19 protein-coding genes, 1 tRNA gene and 1 pseudogene are annotated in these 20,609 nt (G+C 70.3%); 13 read left to right on the top strand and 8 right to left on the bottom strand.

The genetic code is table 11. The features are described from left to right. Window positions 1-51: 51 nt before the first annotated feature. Window positions 52-744: a DUF5324 family protein gene (locus ABZZ20_RS20090; protein ID WP_356871266.1), complete on the bottom strand. Its 693-nt coding sequence runs from the start codon at window positions 742-744 to the stop codon at window positions 52-54. Window positions 745-919: 175 nt separating this feature from the next. Here ABZZ20_RS20090 and ABZZ20_RS20085 point away from each other — a divergent pair, with 175 nt between their 5' ends. Further along, window positions 920-1,447, top strand: a complete 528-nt coding sequence (locus ABZZ20_RS20085; RefSeq protein ID WP_356871289.1) for a peptidylprolyl isomerase — start codon at window positions 920-922, stop codon at window positions 1,445-1,447. Between the two features lie 131 nt (window positions 1,448-1,578). Beyond that, window positions 1,579-2,454, top strand: coding sequence for a rhomboid family intramembrane serine protease (locus tag ABZZ20_RS20080; RefSeq protein WP_356871264.1), 876 nt, complete (start codon window positions 1,579-1,581; stop codon window positions 2,452-2,454). A gap of 141 nt (window positions 2,455-2,595) precedes the next feature. Here ABZZ20_RS20080 and crgA read toward each other — a convergent pair whose 3' ends face one another. After that, window positions 2,596-2,850, bottom strand: coding sequence for a cell division protein CrgA (crgA, locus tag ABZZ20_RS20075; protein WP_030153143.1), 255 nt, complete (start codon window positions 2,848-2,850; stop codon window positions 2,596-2,598). A gap of 91 nt (window positions 2,851-2,941) precedes the next feature. On the opposite strand from crgA, the gene ABZZ20_RS20070 reads away from it, so the two are divergent. The 6 genes and pseudogenes from ABZZ20_RS20070 to ABZZ20_RS20045 all read left to right on the top strand — a co-directional run bounded on the left by ABZZ20_RS20070 (window position 2,942) and on the right by ABZZ20_RS20045 (window position 6,898). Further along, complete coding sequence (locus ABZZ20_RS20070; RefSeq protein WP_356871262.1) at window positions 2,942-3,730, top strand: DUF881 domain-containing protein; 789 nt, start codon at window positions 2,942-2,944, stop codon at window positions 3,728-3,730. Continuing rightward, window positions 3,702-4,430, top strand: coding sequence for a class E sortase (locus tag ABZZ20_RS20065; protein ID WP_356871260.1), 729 nt, complete (start codon window positions 3,702-3,704; stop codon window positions 4,428-4,430). The genes ABZZ20_RS20070 and ABZZ20_RS20065 overlap by 29 nt, the downstream gene beginning before the upstream one ends. Window positions 4,431-4,520: 90 nt before the next feature. Further along, window positions 4,521-4,697: a hypothetical protein gene (locus ABZZ20_RS20060; protein ID WP_356871258.1), complete on the top strand. Its 177-nt coding sequence runs from the start codon at window positions 4,521-4,523 to the stop codon at window positions 4,695-4,697. Continuing rightward, window positions 4,694-5,332 (top strand): aminodeoxychorismate/anthranilate synthase component II, encoded by a 639-nt coding sequence (locus ABZZ20_RS20055; protein WP_356871256.1) that lies wholly within the window; start codon window positions 4,694-4,696, stop codon window positions 5,330-5,332. Before ABZZ20_RS20060 ends, ABZZ20_RS20055 begins: the two co-directional genes overlap by 4 nt. An 11-nt stretch (window positions 5,333-5,343) precedes the next feature. After that, window positions 5,344-6,168 (top strand): annotated as a pseudogene (locus ABZZ20_RS20050) (class E sortase); the annotation flags it as partial. A gap of 13 nt (window positions 6,169-6,181) precedes the next feature. Then, window positions 6,182-6,898, top strand: a complete 717-nt coding sequence (locus ABZZ20_RS20045) for a class E sortase (protein WP_356871254.1) — start codon at window positions 6,182-6,184, stop codon at window positions 6,896-6,898. Window positions 6,899-6,970: 72 nt separating this feature from the next. Here ABZZ20_RS20045 and pknB read toward each other — a convergent pair whose 3' ends face one another. The 6 genes from pknB to ABZZ20_RS20015 all read right to left on the bottom strand — a co-directional run bounded on the left by pknB (window position 6,971) and on the right by ABZZ20_RS20015 (window position 15,051). Beyond that, entirely contained in the window at window positions 6,971-8,980 is a 2,010-nt protein-coding gene (gene pknB, locus ABZZ20_RS20040; RefSeq protein WP_356871252.1) for a Stk1 family PASTA domain-containing Ser/Thr kinase, read from the bottom strand. 193 nt (window positions 8,981-9,173) lie between these two features. After that, window positions 9,174-10,643: a penicillin-binding protein 2 gene (locus ABZZ20_RS20035; protein WP_356871250.1), complete on the bottom strand. Its 1,470-nt coding sequence runs from the start codon at window positions 10,641-10,643 to the stop codon at window positions 9,174-9,176. Further along, entirely contained in the window at window positions 10,640-12,064 is a 1,425-nt protein-coding gene (locus ABZZ20_RS20030; RefSeq protein WP_356871248.1) for an FtsW/RodA/SpoVE family cell cycle protein, read from the bottom strand. Before ABZZ20_RS20030 ends, ABZZ20_RS20035 begins: the two co-directional genes overlap by 4 nt. A gap of 34 nt (window positions 12,065-12,098) precedes the next feature. After that, window positions 12,099-13,562, bottom strand: a complete 1,464-nt coding sequence (locus ABZZ20_RS20025; RefSeq protein ID WP_356871246.1) for a PP2C family serine/threonine-protein phosphatase — start codon at window positions 13,560-13,562, stop codon at window positions 12,099-12,101. 138 nt (window positions 13,563-13,700) lie between these two features. Beyond that, entirely contained in the window at window positions 13,701-14,204 is a 504-nt protein-coding gene (locus ABZZ20_RS20020; RefSeq protein ID WP_356871244.1) for an FHA domain-containing protein, read from the bottom strand. 10 nt (window positions 14,205-14,214) lie between these two features. Beyond that, on the bottom strand, window positions 14,215-15,051 hold the full coding sequence (locus ABZZ20_RS20015; protein WP_356871242.1) for a DUF3662 and FHA domain-containing protein: 837 nt from the start codon (window positions 15,049-15,051) through the stop codon (window positions 14,215-14,217). Between the two features lie 292 nt (window positions 15,052-15,343). Between ABZZ20_RS20015 and ABZZ20_RS20010 the strand changes: the two genes are divergently transcribed. The 5 genes from ABZZ20_RS20010 to ABZZ20_RS19990 all read left to right on the top strand — a co-directional run bounded on the left by ABZZ20_RS20010 (window position 15,344) and on the right by ABZZ20_RS19990 (window position 20,569). Then, a tRNA-Leu gene (locus tag ABZZ20_RS20010) sits at window positions 15,344-15,426 on the top strand. Window positions 15,427-15,720: 294 nt separating this feature from the next. Beyond that, complete coding sequence (locus ABZZ20_RS20005) at window positions 15,721-17,376, top strand: histidine kinase (protein ID WP_356871287.1); 1,656 nt, start codon at window positions 15,721-15,723, stop codon at window positions 17,374-17,376. Window positions 17,377-17,396: 20 nt separating this feature from the next. Beyond that, on the top strand, window positions 17,397-18,044 hold the full coding sequence (locus ABZZ20_RS20000; protein ID WP_356871286.1) for a response regulator transcription factor: 648 nt from the start codon (window positions 17,397-17,399) through the stop codon (window positions 18,042-18,044). Window positions 18,045-18,117: 73 nt separating this feature from the next. After that, window positions 18,118-19,617, top strand: coding sequence for a DUF2252 domain-containing protein (locus ABZZ20_RS19995; protein WP_356871240.1), 1,500 nt, complete (start codon window positions 18,118-18,120; stop codon window positions 19,615-19,617). A 193-nt stretch (window positions 19,618-19,810) separates the two neighbouring features. Continuing rightward, the gene (locus ABZZ20_RS19990; RefSeq protein ID WP_356871284.1) at window positions 19,811-20,569 is read left to right on the top strand and encodes a J domain-containing protein; all 759 of its coding nucleotides are present in this window, start codon (window positions 19,811-19,813) and stop codon (window positions 20,567-20,569) included. Window positions 20,570-20,609: the final 40 nt, after the last annotated feature.

Raw genomic sequence — 20,609 nt, 5'->3', positions numbered from 1 at the left:
GGCCCGGATCCAATGGATCCGGGCCTCTCCATGGTCCCCGCTCGGCAGGGGTCAGGCCTGGTTCTCGTCCGGGGAATCGGAGGAGGACTCGCGCTCCTTCTCCGCCAGCTCGTCGTCGAAGCTGGCCGGCTCGCCCTCCCGGGACAGTTCCGTGGCCGCAGGCGGCTCGACGAGCCAGTCCGGGTTCGACTGCTGGTCCCACCACCGCCACGCCACGTACGCACCGCAGGCGACCACACCGATCACGGCCACGCCCTTGAACAGTCGTCCCATGGCGGCCCGCCGATGGTGGCGCTTCACCAGCCACCGCACTTCCTCTGCCGAGACCTGACCGCGCAGCGCCGCCAGGGCCGCCGTCGATCGCGACGCGGCCTCCTCGGCCACCGGCTGAGCCGCCGCGAGCGCGCTCTCGATCCGCGGCTGCGTGTACTCGGCCGCCTGGCGCGCCGCGAGGCGCGTCTGGTGCACCGCCTTCGTCGCCGCCCGGTCCACGTTCGGCGGCACGTGCGCACGCGCCGCCTTCATCCGTGGATGCAGATGGCAGTCGTACGCCGTGCGGGCATGCCGCGCTGCTTCGGCGGTTGCGTGCGACACCTTCGGCGCCAGCCGCTCGTTCGCCTCGTGCGCGTAGTGCACGGCGGCGTCCTTGGCGGTCTCTGCGTACGGCGCCACCACTTCCGCTGCGTGCTTCACCGTGTCCCTGGCGCTTTCGGCGGCCAGGCGCACGCTGTCCTTGCGGGTCACGGGATCCTCCTCTTCGGTGGCGGACACAGTTCACCTTTCCACCCTTTGTCGGATCATGCCTGCCCTACTGGCGAGCGGCACGCGTGACAGGGCATACGGGTGGAGGATTTCCATGACGTGCAGCCCTCCGTGCGAGGATCTGAAACCCACAGTGATGACTATGGAAGGCAGATCCGTGGCCGAGAAGCTCTACGCCACCCTGAAGACCAACCACGGCGACATCGAGATCGAGCTGCTGGCGAACTTCGCTCCGAAGACCGTCCGGAACTTCGTGGAGCTGGCCACGGGCGCCCGCGAATGGACCCGTCCCACCGACGGCCAGAAGACCACCGATCCGCTGTACGACGGCACCGTCTTCCACCGCGTCATCAGTGGCTTCATGATCCAGGGCGGCGACCCGCTCGGGAACGGAACCGGCGGCCCCGGCTACCAGTTCGCCGACGAGTTCCACCCCGACCTGGCCTTCACGAAGCCGTACCTGCTCGCCATGGCGAACGCAGGTCCGGGCACGAACGGGTCCCAGTTCTTCATCACCGTCGCCCCCACCGCCTGGTTGACGCGCAAGCACACCATCTTCGGAGAGGTCACCGACAAGGCCAGCCAGAAGGTCGTGGAGGAGATCGCCGGTCTGCGCACGAACCCGCGCACCGAGCGCCCCCTCGACGACGTGATCATCCAGTCCGTCGTCGTCGAGAAGCGCTGACCCGCAGTCCTCCGGCGCCCCGGCCCCGCCTCCGGACCGGCCGGGGAACCTTTTCGCCCCGCCCGTCCGTCCTGGATACATACCGGATCGGCGGGGTGCACCCCCTGCCTCGCCGCTGATCGAGGGGACCGATGGACACCGACCGTCTGCCGGGCTGCTACCGCCACCCGGACCGCGACACGGGGATCCGCTGCACGCGCTGTGAGCGCCCCATCTGCCCCCAGTGCATGATCAGCGCCGCAGTGGGCTTCCAGTGCCCCGAATGCGTCCGTGAGGGCTCCGGCACCGGCCACCACCCGGCCGCGAACACGGCCCGCACCGTCTCGGGCGGAGTGGTCGCCGCCGATCCCCACCTCGTCACCAAGGTCCTGATCGGGATCAATGCCGCGGTGTTCCTCGTGGGCCTGCTCGTTCCGCACCTGGTGGTGCAGTGGGAGCTGCTCGGGCGGTACGTCGAATACCTCGGCGCCCCCGTCGAGGGCGTGTCCACCGGCCAGTACTACCGGTTGCTGACCTCGGTGTTCCTGCACGTGGAGTGGTGGCACATCGCGGGCAACATGCTGGCCCTGTGGGTGATCGGCGGTCCGCTGGAAGCGGCCCTGGGCCGGTTCCGCTACCTCGCCGTCTACCTGCTGTCGGGCCTGGGCGGCAGCGCCCTCGTCTATCTGCTGACCGCGCCGAACACGCCGACCCTCGGCGCCTCCGGCGCCGTCTTCGGCCTGCTCGGCGCGACCGTCGTCCTGGCGCGCCGCATGCGCTACGAGATGCGGCCGGTGATCACCATGGCCGTGCTCATGCTGGTGCTGACCTTCGTGCCCTTCGGCGGCAGTCTGTCCGTGTCCTGGCAGGCCCACATCGGCGGCTTCGTGACCGGCCTGCTGGTGGGTGCGGGCATGGTGGGACCTGCCGCCGGCAGGAGGCGCACGCTCGTCCAGTGGGGGATCTGCGGGGCGGCATTCCTGCTGGCAGCAGCGGTGGTCCTGGTTCGTACGGCCGAACTCACCTGATCACACCGGCGTCAACACTCCACAGAGTTATCCACAGATCTTCTGTCTTTTCCTCAGGTGTGGATGACGCTGTGGATAACTCATGGGGAGAGCTTGTCGGACCGGGCCCGCCTGTGCTTGCGGCGGCCGTTCAGGGCGCGACTACTTCCACTGCGTGGATACGCCGAATCCTGCCGCGATGAACCCGAATCCGACTACGATGTTCCAATTGCCCAGTGCCTCGATCGGCAGCTGGGTCTCGGTCACGTAGAAGACGACGATCCACGCGAGACCGATCAGGAAGAACGCCAGCATGACCGGGGCCACCCAGCTGCGATTGGTCAGCCTGATGGTCTGCGCCTGCTTCGCCGGCGGCGGCGTGTAGTCGTCCTTCTTGCGGATACGTGACTTCGGCACGAGGGGCTCTCCTGTCGATGCGCTGGGGACCTTGCCTGCCCCGGGCGTCCGTTAGCGTAGTGGACCTGTGGCGTTGAAGGAGAAGGGTACGTTGAGCAATCACGACGACTCCTCCGCGGGTCCCCGTCGCCGGGCCAGGCCGGTCCGGCTGCTGACGGCCGCCGTTTTCGCCCTGGCCGGTCTCATCTTCGTCACCAGTTTCAACACGTCCAAGGGTACGAACATCCGGACGGACGCCTCGCTCCTCAAGCTCTCCGACCTCATCCACGAGCGCAGCCAGAACAACGCACTGCTCGAACAGAGCACCGCGGCCGTCCGTAGCCGGGTCGACGTCCTCGCCGAGCGCGATGACGGCAGCACCAAGGCCGAGGACGCGAAACTGGCCGCTCTGCGCGTCGCCTCGGGCACCGAGCCACTGTCCGGCAAGGGCCTGACGGTCACCCTGAACGACGCACCGCCGAACGCCACCGCCCGCATCCCCAACGTGCCGGAGCCGCAGCCCAACGACCTGGTGATCCACCAGCAGGACCTCCAGGCCGTGGTGAACGCCCTGTGGCAGGGCGGCGCCCAGGGCATCCAGGTCATGGACCAGCGGTTGATCTCCACCAGCGCGGTGCGCTGCGTGGGCAACACGCTGATCCTCCAGGGCCGGGTCTACTCGCCGCCGTACAAGGTCACGGCGGTCGGCGACCCGGGCGCGTTGCGCAAGGCGCTCGCCGCCTCCCCCGCCCTGCAGAACTACCAGCTGTACGTGTCGGCGTACGGGCTCGGCTGGAAAGTGGACGAGCACAAGGAGCTGACACTTCCCGGCTACTCCGGCACAGTGGACCTCCACTATGCGAAGCCGCTGGATGCTTCTTCCGCGACCAGTACGCCGTGACGTCGTACTGCGCCTGGTGGTGCGGACGTTCAGCGAGGCGTGTCTGACGGCGGGCACGCTGATCGTGCTGTTCGTGGCGTACGTGCTCCTGTGGACCGGGGTCAAGGCCGACCGGGCCATGGACGGGGAGATGGCCCGGATGCGTGACCGCTGGGCGGTCGCGGCCCCGGCTGCCGCCCCCGCCGCCTCGCCCGCACCCGCGCAGCAGCCCGCCGACGAGCCCGGACCTCCCCGGGGCCAGGCCTTCGCGGAGATGTACGTCCCGCGCTTCGGCCCGGGCTGGAACAAGCCGGTGCTGGAGGGCACGGACACCGAGCTCCTGAAGAAGGGCCTCGGCCACTACGAGGGCACGGCCCGCCCCGGCGGCACCGGGAACTTCTCCGTGGCGGGCCACCGGCGCACTTACGGAGACCCCTTCAAGGACTTCCCCGAGCTGCGCACGGGCGACGCCGTGATCCTCAAGGACGCCACGACCTGGTACACGTACACGGTCCGGGGCGGGCCGTTGCGCACGCTGCCCAGCGAGGTCGGGGTGATCGACCCGGTGCCGCGGAGGGGGCCGTTCGCGGGGCCGGGGCGCTATCTGACGCTGACGACCTGCGATCCGGAATGGGGTCACAGCCACCGGTTGGTCGTGTGGGCAGAGCTGACCCAGACCCGGACGGTCACCCAGGGCCGACCGGAGGGTTTGCCGAGCTGACCCACTGCGCGGGGCCGCTGCCTTTAGGCTGTTCGCGTACCGCCCCTGCGGTGCGTGGGTCGATCGTGGACGATTAAGGAAACAGACGGCATGTACGGCTGGATCTGGCGGCATCTGCCGGGCAACGCGTGGGTACGCGCGCTGATCTCTCTCGTACTGGTCCTCTCGGTGGTTTTCGTGCTGTTCCAGTACGTCTTCCCGTGGGCAGAGCCGCTCCTTCCGTTCAACGACGTGACGGTGGACGAGGGATCGGGAGCCACTCCGTGAGCGCGCGCATTCTGGTTGTAGACAACTACGACAGCTTTGTCTTCAACCTGGTCCAGTACCTGTACCAGCTCGGCGCCGAGTGCGAGGTGCTGCGCAACGACGAGGTGGAGCTCGCGCACGCGCAGGACGGCTTCGACGGCGTCCTGCTGTCGCCCGGTCCGGGGACGCCGGAGCAGGCGGGCGTCTGCATCGACATGGTCCGCCACTGCGCCGACACGGGCGTCCCGGTCTTCGGCGTGTGCCTCGGCATGCAGTCCATGGCGGTGGCGTACGGCGGTGTCGTGGGCCGGGCGCCGGAGCTGTTGCACGGGAAGACCTCGCCGGTGGTGCACGAGGGCCTCGGCGTCTTCGAGGGACTGCCCTCGCCGTTCACCGCGACCCGGTACCACTCCCTCGCGGCCGAGCCGCAGACCCTGCCGGACGTGCTCCAGGTCACCGCACGCACCGAGGACGGGATCATCATGGGCCTGCGCCACCGGGAACACGACGTGGAGGGCGTGCAGTTCCACCCCGAGTCGGTGCTGACCGAGTGGGGCCACCGGATGCTCGCGAACTGGCTGGTGCGCTGCGGGGACGCGGGTGCCGTCGAGCGGTCGGTGGGGTTGGCCCCGGTGGTGGGCAAGGCCGTCGCGTGACCGCGCTCGCGCCGTCCGCGCCCCCCCAGGGCCGGGCCGCGCGGCGCAGGGCAGCTCAGGAGGCCGCGAAGCGCACGCGGAGGCAGGGCGGCGGAAGGCGGGGCGGCGGGAGGCGGCGCAGGCGGCCCGCCTCGGGCGGGCCGGTGGTCATCGCGAGCCGGCTCGCCGGGGAGCTGTTCATCACGCTGGGCCTGGTGATGCTGCTCTTCGTCGGCTACCAGCTCTGGTACACGAACGTACTGGCCGAGCGGACGGCGAACGGGGCCGCCGGCTCGCTGCGGCAGACCTGGGAAAACGCCCCGGACGGGGCCGACGCGGGCGACCCCGCCGGTGCGGGAACGGCGTTCGAGCCGGGGCAGGGCTTCGCGATCCTCCACATCCCGAAACTGGACGTGAAGGTGCCGGTGGCGGAGGGGATCAGCAAGCCGAAGGTGCTCGACAAGGGGATGGTCGGGCACTACGGCGACGGTGCGCTGAAGACGGCGATGCCGGCCGACAAGCAGGGCAACTTCGCGCTGGCGGGGCACCGGAACACCCACGGCGAACCGTTCCGCTTCATCAACCGGCTGGTTCCTGGAGACCCGATCGTGGTCGAGACGCGGGACGCCTACTACACGTACGAGATGACCTCGGTGCTGCCGCAGACGCCACCGACGAACGTGTCGGTGATCAAGCCGGTGCCCGAGGGATCGGGCTTCACTTCCCCCGGCCGGTACATCACCCTGACGACCTGCACCCCGGAGTTCACGAGCACCTACCGGATGGTCGTATGGGGCAGGATGATCGACGAAAGCCCCCGCAGCAAGGGTGCTCCGCCCGCGCTGACCAGCCCGTAAGGACGAACAAGCAGTGTCACGTGCCGCGCCGTCGCCCCGTCACCGCAGTGTGCTCGCCGGGTTCCTGAGCCTGTTGGGCGAGTTCCTGATCACGGTGGGCCTGGTGCTGGGCCTGTTCGTGGCGTACTCGCTGTGGTGGACGAACGTGCTCGCGGACCGGCAGGCGTCGGCGCGGGGCGACGAGGTCCGCCAGCAGTGGCAGACGGCCCCGGGGACGAACGCGCCCGCGGCGCCGGGTGCGCTGGACACGAAGGACGGCATCGGCTTCCTGCACGTGCCGGCGATGAAGAACGGCGAGGTCCTGGTCAAGCGGGGTACGGCCCCGGACGTCCTGAACGACGGCGTGGCCGGCTACTACACGGACCCGGTGAAATCCGCCCTGCCGTGGGAGGGGTCGGGGAACTTCTCGCTGGCCGCGCACCGCGACGGGCACGGGGCGAAGTTCCACAACATCGACAAGGTGAAGAGCGGCGACGCGGTCGTCTTCGAGACGCGCGACACCTGGTACGTGTACAAGGTCTTCGCGGAGCTGCGCCAGACGTCGAAGTACAACGTGGACGTGATCTCGGCGGTCCCGAAGGAATCGGGGAGGACGGCGCCGGGGCGCTACATCACCCTGACGACCTGCACCCCGGTGTACACGTCGAAGTTCCGGTACGTCGTATGGGGCGAGCTGGTGCGCACGGAGAAGGTGGACGCGAAGCGCACGCTTCCGGTGGAGCTGCGCTGATACGTGAAAGCCCCCGTGCGCGGCTCTGAGGCCGCCCACAGGGGCTTTCCACCACGCGGTGCGTCCCGTCGGCTAGCGGCCGCCTGGAAGGCCTCCGATGAAGCCGTTGCCGCCGTCCTGCTGACCCTGCACGGTGATCACGTTGACCACGGTGCCCGTCGGGACCGGCCTGCCGGCCTGGGGGTCCGAGGAGAACACCCGGGCGTTGTCGTCCGTCGGCCCCGAGAGGATCGAGCCGAAGTTCAGACCCCTGGAGGCGAGCTCCGCCTTGGCCTGGGCGACGGTCTTGCCGGTCAGCTGCGGGACCTGCGTCTGCTGCGCGGACTTGGCGATCTGGATGTTGACCGCCGAGCCCACCGCGAGCTGCTCGCCCGGCTGGTACTGCTGCTGGACGACCGTCCTCGGCTGGGCGGCGGGGGAGTCGACCTCCGTGACGCTGCCGAGCTTGAGCTTGGCGTCGGAGAGCGCCTTGGCCGCGTCCTCCCTGCTCTTTCCGAGCAGTTCGGGGACGTTCGCCTTCGCCACCTCCTTGGCGACGGTCAGGGTGATGGTCGAACCCTTCTGGGCCTGGCTGCCGCTCTTCGGGTTCTGGTCGAGGACGGTGCCGGCGGTCCGGTCGGACTCCTGGGTCTTCTTCTCGACCTCGAAGCCCTTCTCCTTGAGCGCCTTCTCGGCTTCCTCGAACTTCAGGTTGAGGACGTCGAGCACGGGTAGGGTCGGCGCGCCCGAGGAGATCACGAGCTTGATCGTGGAGCCCTTTTCGGCCTTGCCGTCGGGCGCCGGGTCCTGCTTGCAGACGTTGCCCTTGGGCTGGTTGTCGCAGGGCTCGTCGGCCTGCTTCTCGACCTTGAGGCCGACGTTGTCGGCGTTCTTCTGCGCCTGCTCGAAGGTTTCGCCGATGAGCTTGGGCACGATGGGGCGGTTGTCGGCGCCGCCGTTGAAGAGGGAGCGGCCGATGAGGGTCGCGCCGACCAGGACGAGGATGCCGGCCGTGACGAGCAGGATCGTCGAGGCCTTGCTCTTCTTCTGGCGGCGGCCGTGGCCGGGGTCGTAGCCGCCGTGGCCCTGGTCCCCGTACCCGTAGCCCCCGTCGCCCGGGGGCATCGGCGGGAGCATGGAGGTCTGGCCGGAGTCGGCGGGGCGCAGGGCGGTCGTGGGCTGGTCGTAGCCCTGGTGTCCGTAGCCGCCCTGGTCGGGGTAGCCGTAGCCGGCCGCGCCCATGGCGGCGGTCGCGGCGACGGGCTGGCCGTCGAGGCAGGCCTCGATGTCGGCGCGCATCTCGTCCGCGGACTGGTAGCGGTAGTCGGGGTCCTTGACCAGTGCCTTCAACACGATCGCGTCCATCTCGGGCGTGATCTCGGGGTCGAAGTTCGACGGGGGCTGGGGTTCTTCCCGCACGTGCTGGTAGGCGACGGCGACCGGGGAGTCCCCGATGAAGGGCGGCCGGACGCAGAGGAGTTCGTACAGCAGGCAGCCGGCGGAGTAGAGGTCGGAGCGAGCGTCGACCTGCTCGCCCTTGGCCTGCTCCGGGGAGAGGTACTGGGCGGTGCCGATCACGGCCGCGGTCTGCGTCATGGTCATGCCGGAGTCGCCCATGGCGCGGGCGATGCCGAAGTCCATGACCTTGACCTGGCCGGTGCGGGTGAGCATGACGTTCGCGGGCTTGATGTCGCGGTGCACGATGCCGGCGCGGTGCGAGTACTCAAGGGCCTGGAGGATGCCGATGGTCATTTCCAGGGTGCGCTCGGGCAGCAGTTTGCGGCCGGAGTGCAGCAGCTCGCGCAGGGTCGAGCCGTCGACGTACTCCATCACGATGTACGGGATGGAGATGTTGTCGACGTAGTCCTCGCCGGTGTCGTAGACGGCGACGATCGCCGGGTGGTTCAGCGATGCGGCCGACTGGGCCTCGCGCCGGAACCGGGCCTGGAAGGACGGGTCGCGGGCGAGATCGGCGCGCAGGGTCTTGACGGCGACGGTACGGCCGAGCCGGGTGTCGTGGGCGAGGTAGACCTCGGCCATGCCACCGCGGCCGAGCACGTGGCTCAGCTCGTACCGGCCGCCGAGGCGACGCGGCTCTTCCATAACGTTGCAGCCCTCTCCGTCAGTCCCGACCGCACCCGTGTGTGGTCCGGCGGTGTGCTGTTCGCGCAAAGGCTACCGGCCGATCGTCGGTGATCGGTTCGTGACCACAGGCTGATACAGGACCGGTACCGTACGCTCTCATCCGGGCCGTATCAGTGGTCTGGATCACTGACGATTCGGCTTTGCGCCCCTGTCAGCTCTTGTTCTTCAGTACGGCTTCCATGACGGCCTTGGCGATGGGGGCGGCGAGGCCACCACCGCTGATGTCCTCCCGGTCGGCGTCGCTGTCCTCGATGACGACCGCGACCGCGACGGGGGAGCCCTTGTCGGTCTTGGCGTAGGAGATGAACCAGGCGTAGGGGCGCTTGGCGTTCTTCTCGCCGTGCTGTGCGGTGCCGGTCTTGCCGCCGACGGTGACGCCGTTGATCTTGGCCTTGCCGCCGGTGCCGTTCTCGTTCTCGACGACGTTGACCATCATCTGCTGGAGCTTCTGCGCGTTGGCGGGGGAGAGCGGCCGGCTCATCTCCTGCGGTTCGTGCTTCTCGATGACGTCGAGGTTGGGGGCGGTGAGCTGGTCGACCATGTACGGCTTCATCAGCTTGCCGTCGTTGGCGACGGCCGCGGCGACCATCGCCATCTGGAGCGGGGTGGCGGCGGTGTTGTACTGGCCGATCGCGGAGAGCGAGTTGCTCGGCCGGTCCATGTTCTTGTCGTAGATGCTGGCGAACGCGCGGACCGGGGTGTCGATCTTGTCGTTGTTGAAGCCGAACTTCTGCGCCGTCTCCAGCATCTTGTCCTTCGTCACCTTGTCGGCGACGTTGGCGAAGACGGAGTTGCAGGACACCTGGAGCGCGAAGTTGAGGCTGGCCTTCTCGCACCCCTTGGCGTGGTTGACCATCGGGGTCCTGGTGGTCGGCAGGTTGAACGGCTCGGGGGTGTCCGTCGGTGCGTTGATGTCGGTGACGACGCCGTGCTCCAGGGCCGCGGCGGCGGTGACGACCTTGAAGGTCGAGCCCGGCGGGTACGTCTCGCGCAGGGCGCGGTTGACGAGGCTCTTCTCCGGGCTGTCCTTGAGGGCGACCCAGGCCTTCTCGTCGGTCTTGGAGTTGCCGGCGAAGGTGGACGGGTCGTACGAGGGCGTGCTGACCAGGGCGAGGATGGCGCCGGTGCGCGGGTCGATCGCGGCGACGGCGCCGGTCTTCTCGCCGAGCTTTTCGTACGCGGCCTTCTGGACGTCGGGCATCAGCGTGGTGACGACGTTGCCGCCGGCCTTCTTGTCGCCGGTGAACATGCCGATGGTGCGGTCGAAGAACAGCCGGTCGTCGTTGCCGGTGAGGATCTTGTCTTCGAGCGATTCGAGCTGGGTGGAGCCGAAAGCCTGGGAGGCGTACCCGGTGACCGGCGCCCACAGCTTGCCGTCGACGTAGGTCCGCTTGTACTTGTAGTCGCTGCCGTCGGTGGTGTCGGAGCCCGTGATGGCCTGGCCGCCCGCGACGATGATGTTGCCGCGCTGGGTGGCGTACTGGGCGATCTGGACTCGGCGGTTCTCCTTGCGGGTGCTGAGCTCCTCGGCCTGGACGTACTGGATCCAGTTGGTCCGGATCAGCAGGGCGAGGATGAGCAGCCCGCAGAAGATCGAGATGCGGCGCAGGGGCTTGTTCATGACGGGCGGACCACCTGGGTCATCTCGGAGTCGGGGGACGGTGCCGGGGCCGGGGCGGGGCGGCGTGCGGTGTCGCTGATCCGGATGAGGATCCCGATGAGGGCCCAGTTGGCGAGGACGGACGAGCCGCCGGACGCGAGGAAGGGCATGGTCATGCCGGTGAGGGGGATGAGGCCCATGACGCCGCCGGCGACGACGAAGATCTGGAGGGCGAAGGCGCCGGAGAGGCCGATGGCGAAGAGCTTGCCGAAGGGGTCGCGGGCGGCGAGGGCGGTGCGCACACCGCGCTCGATGATCAGGCCGTACAGCAGGAGGAAGGCCATGACGCCCGCGAGGCCGAGCTCTTCGCCGACCGTGGAGAAGATGAAGTCGGAGTTGGCCGCGAAGCCGATGAGGTCGGAGTTGCCCTGTCCCCAGCCGGTGCCGAGGACCCCGCCGGATCCGAAGCTCATGATCGACTGGCCGACCTGCTCGCACGCGCCCGACTTGGAGTAGCAGGCGAAGGGGTCGAGCCAGGCGTTGACGCGGACCTTGACGTGGCTGGCGGTGGCGCCGACCACGGCGGCCCCGCCCACGCTCATGAGCAGGCCGATGACGATCCAGCTGGTGCGTTCGGTGGCCACGTACAGCATGATCACGAACATGCCGAAGAAGAGCAGCGAGGTGCCGAGGTCGTTCTCGAAGACGAGGACGAGCAGGCTCATCGCCCAGATCATCAGGATGGGGCCGAGGTCACGACCGCGTGGCAGGTAGAGGCCCATGAAGCGGCGGCTGGCCAGGGCGAGGGCGTCGCGCTTCACCATGAGGTAGCCGGCGAAGAAGATCGCGATGACGATCTTCGCGAACTCACCGGGCTGGATGGAGAAGCCGCCGACGCTGATCCAGATCTTGGCGCCGAAGACGTCGGCGCCCAGGCCCGGGATGACGGGCAGGATCAGCAGGACCAGGGCGCCGGCCATGGAGATGTAGGTGAACCGCTGGAGGGTGCGGTGGTCCTTGAGCAGCAGCAGCACCGCCGCGAACAGCGCGATGGCCAAGGCGGTGTACATCATCTGGCGGGGGGCCGACTCGGAGAAGCCGCCGAAGCTGCGCTTCGCCAGGTTCTGGAGCCGCTCCGACTGGTCGAGCCGCCAGATCAGGACGCAGCCGAGGCCGTTGAGCAGGGTGGCGATCGGCAGCAGCAGCGGGTCCGCGTACTTCGCGTAGCGGCGCACCACGAGGTGGGCGATGCCGGCGAGCACGGCGAGGCCGCCGCCGTAGGCGACCATGCCGGGCGGCAGCTTGCCGTGGATCGACAGACCCACGTTGGCGTAGGCGAAGATCGGGATGACCACGGCGAAAGCGAGCAGCAGGAGCTCGGTGTTCCGCCGGCTCGGCAGCTCGATGGCGCCGATGGTGGTCGTATTGGTGACAACGCTCATGGTGTGGCAGGCCCCCTGTGCCCGCAGGTGTGTACTACTGCTTGCCGCAGAGGCCGACCAGCGCTTGCTCCGCGGGAGTCAGGCTGGGACCGGGTGCTGGTGGGTTCTGCGCTTCCGCGGCGCGGCGCTCCTCGTCCTTCTTGCAGGCGGAGACCTGGACACCGAGTTCGTCGATCTTCTGCTGGGCACCGGCGAGGCTGGTCTCGCTGATGGTGGCCTCGACCTGCTTGCGCTTGAAGGGCGGCAGGTACTTCAGTTCGATGTCGGTGCGGTCGGTCTCCACCTTGGAGAGCTCCAGCGGGCCGAGCTTCTGGCTGATCCCGCGGAAGAGCGCGACGTGCTCGCCCTTGACGCCGACGTAGAACTGGGTCTGGGTCCAACGGTGGGCGGCGTAGACGCCGCCTCCGACGACTCCCGCGACGATCAGCAGGATCAGCGTGCGGGTGGTCCACTTGCGCCCTTTGCTGCGGCGCCGGCGGGGGCGGTCGTACGTGTCGTCGTAGCGGGAGTCGTCGTCGTACGGCTCGGCTTCGCCGAAGCTGCCGTACGCGCCGCCGCCCTGGCCCTGGTCGGGGTATCCGTAGCCGGGGGCGTCACCGCTGCCGGGGGGCCCGAAGGCGCCGGCCTGCGGGGGGACCTGGCGGCCCAGGCCGGAGGCGCGGCCCGCCGGGGTCTGCATGGCGTTGCCGCCGTCGAAGAGCTGGTGCTGGTTCTCGGCGACCGCGCCGACGACGACCGGGGTGTCGTTCAGCTGGGCGGCGAGGGTGTCGCCGCTGTCGGTGTCGAGGACGTCCGCGACGATGCAGGTGATGTTGTCCGGTCCGCCGCCGCGCAGGGCGAGCTGGATCAGGGCCTGCACGGTCTCGTGGGGGCCGTGGTAGTCGGCGAGGGTCTCTTCCAGGGTCTGGTGGGAGACGACGCCGGAGAGCCCGTCGGAGCAGATGAGGTACCGGTCGCCGGCCCGGACCTCGCGGATGGAGAGGTCCGGCTCGACGGTGTCGCCGCTGCCGAGCGCCCGCATGAGAAGGGAGCGCTGCGGATGGGTGGTGGCTTCCTCTTCGGTGATGCGGCCCTCGTCGACGAGGCGCTGCACCCAGGTGTGGTCCTGGGTGATCTGCGTGAGGACGCCGTCGCGGAGCAGGTAGGCGCGGGAGTCGCCGACGTGGACGAGGCCGAGGCGCTGGCCGGTCCACAGGAGCGCGGTCAGGGTGGTGCCCATGCCCTCCAGCTGGGCGTCCTCCTCGACCATGACGCGCAGCTGGTCGTTCGCGCGCGCCACGGCGGTGGCGAGCGAGGTGAGGATGTCGGAGCCCGGGACGTCGTCGTCGAGCTGCACGAGGGAGGAGATCACCTCGGAGCTGGCGACTTCGCCGGCGGCCTGGCCGCCCATGCCGTCGGCCACGGCGAGGAGACGGGGGCCGGCGTAGCCGGAGTCCTCGTTGCCCTCGCGGATCATGCCCTTGTGTGATCCGGCGGCGAACCGCAGGGACAGACTCATGCGCACCTCGCCGGTCGGCTCCGGGTACAACCGGTCTCGAGCCACACTGCCCACCCTCCGGTCGGGAGCGCGCTCGGGTCCGTGTCCTGGATGGGACGGACTACCGCGGCTCGCTCGCTCCGCTCGCTCATTCTCGTACTACTTCCGCAGCTCGATGACGGTCTTGCCGATGCGGATCGGGGCACCCGGCGGAATGGGCGTCGGGGTGGTCAGACGGGTCCGGTCGAGATACGTGCCGTTGGTGGACCCGAGATCCTCGACGATCCACTGGCCGTCACGGTCGGGGTAGATCCTGGCATGGCGGCTGGAGGCGTAGTCGTCGTCCAGCACGATCGTGGAGTCGTGGGCGCGGCCCAGCGTGATCGTCTGGCCCGCGAGGGCCACCGTGGTGCCCGTGAGGGTGCCCTCGGAGACGACCAGCTTGGTGGGTGCTCCACGACGCTGGCGCTGCTGCGGCGGTGCCGCCGCTTGGCGGCCCGCCTGTTGCGGCGCTCCGGCCGCGGCGCTACCGCGGCGCGAGCCGCGCTGGGTGACGCGCGTACCGAAGAGGTCGCTGCGGATGACCTGGACGGCCACGATGACGAACAGCCACAGAACGGCCAGGAAACCCAACCGCATGACCGTCAGGGTCAGCTCTGACATTGCCCCCGCTTCACCCTTCGGCTTGCCGGTAAATGATGGTGGTGCTGCCCACGACGATCCGCGAGCCGTCGCGGAGCGTAGCGCGGGTGGTGTGCTGCCCGTCCACCACGATGCCGTTGGTGGACCCGAGATCCTGGATCGTCGAGGGCGTTCCGGTCCGGATCTCACAGTGCCGGCGGGATACGCCGGGGTCGTCGATCCGCACGTCGGCTTCCGTGCTTCGGCCGAGTACGAGCGTGGGGCGCGAGATCTGGTGGCGGGTGCCGTTGATCTCGATCCAGTGGCGCCGGGTGGCGCCGCCGACGGGTACGGGGGCCGGTCCGCCGGCGCCCGGCCGGCGCGCGGGCGCGCCCGGGGGCGGCCCGGCGGGCATGGGCGGTGCGGCGACGGGGGCCCCCACGCCGTAGGCAGGGGGAGGGTAGCCGTAGCCGCCCTGCTGGTTCTGGGGAGCCTGCGGCTGCGCCTGGGAGGTGCTGGCGGCGAGCGTGCGGCTGCGGACCCGGTAGAGCCCGGTGTCGAGGTCGTCGGCCTTCTCCAGGTGGACCTTGATCGGGCCCATGAAGCTGTAGCGCTGCTGCTTGGCGTAGTCGCGGACGAGGCCCGCGAGCTCGTCGCCGAGCTGCCCGGAGTAGGGGCTCAGACGCTCGTAGTCACCGGCGCTGAGCTCGACGATGAAGTCGTTGGGGACGACGGTCCGCTCGCGGTTCCAGATCGTCGCGTTGTTGTCGCACTCGCGCTGGAGTGCGCCGGCGATCTCGACGGGCTGGACTTCGGACTTGAACACCTTGGCGAAGGTGCCGTTCACCAGACCTTCGAGTCGCTGCTCGAACCGCTTCAGAACTCCCATGGGGCACCTCCTCCGTCGTTGTCGCCCTGTACTGCTTACTGATCGTATCCACGCGTGGCGGATTCGGCTGGTTCCCCCTGGGTCCCATGCGCAGGAGTGTTGGTACTCACAAGGGATCGTAGGGGTGCTCCGGGAACAGTGTCCCGCACCGGGAGTGCAGTGTGGGAGGGGCATTCGTGGCCGGGGTGGGGGGTGCGGGGAAAGGGATGTGATTCCACCCCGTCCGACGTGCTAATGTTTCGACGTCGCCAGGGGAACGGCCCGCAAGGGAAGAGCCACTGGGACGCTACTCGGGCGAGTGGCGGAACGGCAGACGCGCTGGCTTCAGGTGCCAGTGTCCTTCGGGACGTGGGGGTTCAAATCCCCCCTCGCCCACATCGACGAAACGGTCGTCATCGCGAAAGCGGTGGCGGCCGTTTCGCTTTGCCCGTCTCCTGAGGAGAAGTCGGTCCGAAGTGGGGCCGCGGACACGGACGTTCAACGGGGCGGCTGAGATTTCCGCGCGTGCGCGGGGAGTTGGGGATCGTGACCGGATCGGCCGTGCTGCCGTCCGCACTGCCGCCCCGTGCGGTCGTCCGTACGACTTTCGTCACGCAGGGCGCGACGAAAGAGGACGTTCGGACGGGCGCGGGGGTGTCTAGGGTCGGGCGGGTGGATGCGACGGCGAGGATGCGGGCGGGCTGGGACTGGCTGAGGGGCCCCGAGCCGTGGACCCGGCGGATGGTGGCCGGGGACCTGGTGCTCGCCGCAGTGATCGTGCTGCTCGGCCTGGGGGTCGAGGAACTCGACAACGGCAGCGTGCAGCGGATGCTGGGCAGCGCCGTGGCCGTGGTGGTGCTGACGCTGCTGCGGCGCCGGCTGCCGGTGGCGACGCTGATCGTGGGGGCGGCGGTGTCCCCGTTCCTGCCCGGGGCCTTCCTGATCATGATCCTGCTGGGCTGGTCGGCGGGGCGCCGGATTGTCGGGGTGGGCCGGGCGCTGGCCGCGTTCACCGTCGCCTTCCTCGCCGAGGTCGTCCTCAGCGTGGTGCAGGCGTGGTCCGAGATGCGGCCCCTGCTCGTGATCGTGTTCTCCACGCTGATGTTCCTGGCGATGACGGTGATGCCAGGCCTGGCCAGCCGGTACTGGTCGCAGCGCCGGACGCTGCTCCAGGCGCTCCAGGAGCGCAACGGGCAGCTGATGCGGGAGCGCGCGATGGTCGCCGGGCAGGCCCGGCTGTGGGAACGGCAGCGGATCGCCCAGGACATGCACGACAGTCTCGGCCACCAGTTGGCGCTGATCTCGGTGCACACCGGTGCCCTGGAGGTGGACCCGGAGCTCACCGACCGCCAGCGGGAGGCGGTGGGCGTGCTGCGGCAGGCCTCGGTGGCCGCGATGCACGAACTGCGCGAGGTCGTCGGGATCCTGCGGGACGGCGTCGAGGCGCCGGTGCCTGTGGAGGAGGCCCAGCCCGCGGCGCGCGGGGTGGTCGGGATCGCGGGGATCGTGGAGGCGGCCCGCAGCGCCGGGACCGACGTACGGATGACCACGTCGGGGCGGCCGAGGCCGCTGGTGGCGGCGTGCGACCACGCGGCGTACCGGATCGTGCAGGAGGCGCTCACCAATGCGTACAAGCATGCTTCGGGGGCGCCGATCGCGGTGGAACTGCGGTACGAGGACGACTCGCTCGTGGTGGAGATCGCCAACGGTCCGGCGGCCGGACCGGGCGCCGGAGAGGTGGTCTCGGGCGGGCAGGGGCTGACGGGCCTGCGGGAGCGGGCGCGGCTGGTCGGCGGGATGGTGCACGCCGGAGCGACCGAGGACGGCGGGTTCCGGGTGGCCGGGGTGCTCCCGTACGGGGCGGAGCCGGCCGGGGTGGCGGACATCGCCGACGACTTCGGGCAGCAGGCGCTCGGGCCGTTGGGGGCGCCGCCGATGGACTGGGCGGCGGTGGACCGGGAACTGGCCGTACGGGGCCGCAGCCGGACCGGGGGCGTCGCCATGGGCTGCGGCATCGCCTTCGCGGCAGTGGTGCTGCTGGTGATCGTGCTCGGGGCGGGGATGGCGTTCTTGGCGGGTTCGGTGAACAAGGCCATGATCAGCCAGGACGACTACGACGCGGTGCACGTGGGCGAGTCGGAGGAGGCGGTCCGGGGCCGGCTGCCCGAGGGCGACAGCTTCATGACGGCAGGCCTGGACCGCAAGGGTCCCGAGCGGCCGGAGGGCACGCAGTGCCTCGCCCTGCTGTCGACGGACGAATCGGGGCTGACCACCGATACCGTTTTCCGGTTCTGCTTCAAGGACGGCAAGCTCGTCGACAAGCAGGCGTACGAGGCCAAGCAGTAGGAGCGCGGGTGACAGCCAAGGTGATCCGAGTGGTGATCGCTGACGACGAGCCGCTGATCCGGGCCGGGATCAGGATGATCCTGACCTCGGCGCCGGACATCGAAGTCGTCGCGGAGGCGGCGAACGGCCGCGAGGCCGTGGACCTGGCCCGCGCGCACGCGCCCCAGGTGATGCTGCTGGACATCCAGATGCCGGTGATGGACGGACTGACCGCGCTCGGCGAGCTGGGGCGGGCGGCGCCGGAGGTCCGGGCGCTGATCCTGACCACCTTCGGCGAGAAGGAGAACGTGCTGCGGGCGCTCGGCCAGGGCGGCGCGGGGTTCCTGCTCAAGGACTCGGCGCCGGGCGAGCTGATCGGCGCGGTCCGCGCCGCTGCCGCCGGGGACGCCTACCTCTCGCCGGGAGCGACCCGGCACGTGGTGGACCAACTGGCCTCGGGTCAGGGCACGGTACGCGGCGAGGAGGCCCGGCGGCGGGTGGCGGAGCTGAGCGAGCGGGAGCGCGGGGTGCTGGCGCTGCTCGGGGAGGGCCTGTCGAACGCGGACGCGGGGCGGCGGTTGCACATGAGCGAGGCGACGGTGAAGACCTATGTGAGCCGGATCCTGGCGAAGCTGGACTGCGAGAACCGGGTACAGGCGGCCCTGCTGGCCAGGGACGCCGGGCTGTAGGTACCGTCGGGCCGAATTGATGGGGTCGGCCCGGCCGTTCGGCGGCCGACGGACACGGGCGGGGGCGGCAGGTATGGCGACGGTACCGGAGCAGTGCACGGTGGAACGGGACAGAGCCGGCGCGCCGGACACGGCGAGCGCGACGGGCGGGACCGGCGTGACGGGCGCGGTCGACGCCGCGTGGGGCGGCGGACGGATCCCGACCGTCGAGGGGTTCGCCCCGCGGGTCGTGGCGGGCTCGCCCAAGGAGGCGGGCAAGGCGCTGCGCGCGCGGGTGCCGCGCTCGGCACACGCGCACTTCGAGGCGCCGGCCGGGCGTCCGGACGCGGTGCGCGCGGTGGAGGAGTCCAACGTCGGACGGGTCGCCGAACTGGCTCCGATACGGGTGGGCCGGATGGCCGCCAACCCCTTCGCGTTCCTGCGGGGTTCGGCCGGCCTGATGGCGCACGACCTGTCCGGCGGCCCGGTGACCGGCGTCGGCGCGCAGATATGCGGCGACGCGCACGCGGCGAACTTCGGGCTGTACGGGGACGCCCGCGGCCGGCTCGTCATCGACCTGAACGACTTCGACGAGACCGTGTTCGGGCCGTGGGAGTGGGACGTGAAGCGGCTGGCGACCTCGCTGGTGCTGGCCGGGCGGGTGGCCGGCGCGGACGAGGACACCTGCCGGGCCGCGGCGCTCGACGCGGTGGGCGCGTACCGCCGGACCGTACGGCTGCTGGCCAAGCTGCCGGCGCTGGACGCCTGGAACGCCATCGCGGACGAGGAGCTCGTCTCGCACGCCGATGCCCGGGACCTGCTGGGCACGCTGGAGAAGGTCTCGGAGAAGGCCCGCAACAACACCTCGGCGCGGTTCGCGGCCAAGTCGACGGAGCCGTGCCCCGACGGAGTGCGCCGCTTCGTGGACGCCCTGCCCGTGCTGCGCCGGGTCGGCGACCGGGAGGCGGCGGCCGTGGCGGCCTCGCTGGGCCCGTACCTGAAGACCCTCCAGGGGGACCGGCTGCCGCTGCTGGCCCGGTACGCGATCCACGACGTGGCCTTCCGGGTCGTGGGCACCGGGAGCGTCGGCACCCGCTCGTACGTGGTGCTGCTGCTGGACCACCGCGGTGAGCCGCTCGTCCTCCAGGTGAAGGAGGCGCGGCCCTCCGTGCTGCTGCCGCACCTGCCCGCGCTGGGCTTCGAGTCCCCGGCCGAGGAACACGAGGGCCGTCGGGTGGTGGCCGGGCAGAAGCGGATGCAGGTGGTCTCCGACATCCTGCTGGGCTGGACGACCGTGGAGGGGCGTCCGTACCAGGTGCGGCAGTTCCGCAACCGGAAGGGCAGTGTGGACCCTGCCGCGCTGACCCCCGACCAGCTCGACGACTACGGCCGCATGACGGGCGCCCTGCTGGCCCGGGCGCACGCACACAGCGCCGATCCGCGGCTGCTGGCCGGGTACTGCGGCAAGAACGACGAGCTGGACGAGGCGATGGCGACCTTCGCGGTGGCGTACGCCGACCGGAGCGAGGCCGACCACGCGCACCTGGTGGCGGCGGTCCGGTCCGGACGGATCGCGGCGGAGGCCGGAGTCTGAGCAGGTCACCGTCCCCGGGGCCGGTGATCCGCCGGGCACCGCTGCCGGTGGCAGCGGGGGAGGACCACCGTCCCGGGCGGACCGGCCTTAGGCTGGCCGGGTGAGCGAGCAGCAGACTGAAGAGACCGTCCCCGAGGACTCCGGCGCTTCCGGCGTTTCCGGGAACCTTGGCGACGAGCGTCCCGAGGCGCGCCTGGAGCGGGCCGTGCGGGCCGCCGAGCAGGCGCTGATCGAGTTCGAGATCGCGGTGGAGACCTTCCGGGTGGAGGTGGAGAACTTCTCCCGGCTGCACCACCAGAAGCTCGGCCCGATGTACTCGCGGCTCGACGAGCTGGACGCGCTGATCGCGGAGGCGAAGGCGGCGCGCAGCGGCGATGCCGAGGACCTGCGACGGGCCCGGGAGGCCCGCTCGCTGGTGATGCCGATGCCCGGGGTGGACGAGCTGTTCCACGACTGGATGGACTCGGACGGCATCTCCGACGACGCGTCGGCCATGCTCACCGACCGTGCGGTGCGGCCCCCGGAGCGGGTGCGGCCTTCGGAGGAGGTGCGCCGCCTCTACCGGGAGCTGGTCCGCCGGGCGCACCCGGACCTCGCGCAGGACGAAGCCGAACGGGAACGGCGCGACGCGTTCATAGCACGGGTCAACGCGGCGTACGGGCGGGGCGAGGAGCAGGTGCTGCGCGAGCTGGCCGAGGAGTGGGCGGCGGGCCCCGTACCGGAGGCCGTGCGGCGGCTGAACGAGAGCGAGGAGCTGTACGCCCGGCTGGAGTGGCTGGCGCGGCGCAAGGAGCTGCTGTCGGTGGTGGCCCGGGAGCTTGAGGACAGCGCGATCGGGTCGATGCTGCGCATGGCGCCGGAGGACCCGGACCGTTTGCTGGAGGAGATCGCGGAGCAGCTGCTCGCGCAGGTGTCCGAGCGCGAGGCGGAGCTCGCTGCCCTGGCCTTCTGAGGCCGCGCTGCGGGGCCGTGCCGTTCGGGGCGGCGGCTCC

The organism is Streptomyces sp. NPDC006430 (assembly GCF_040612395.1).
Lineage (GTDB): Bacteria > Actinomycetota > Actinomycetes > Streptomycetales > Streptomycetaceae > Streptomyces.
Note: the sequence above shows the minus strand (reverse complement) of the source record. Positions and strands in the feature narration are given on the sequence as shown.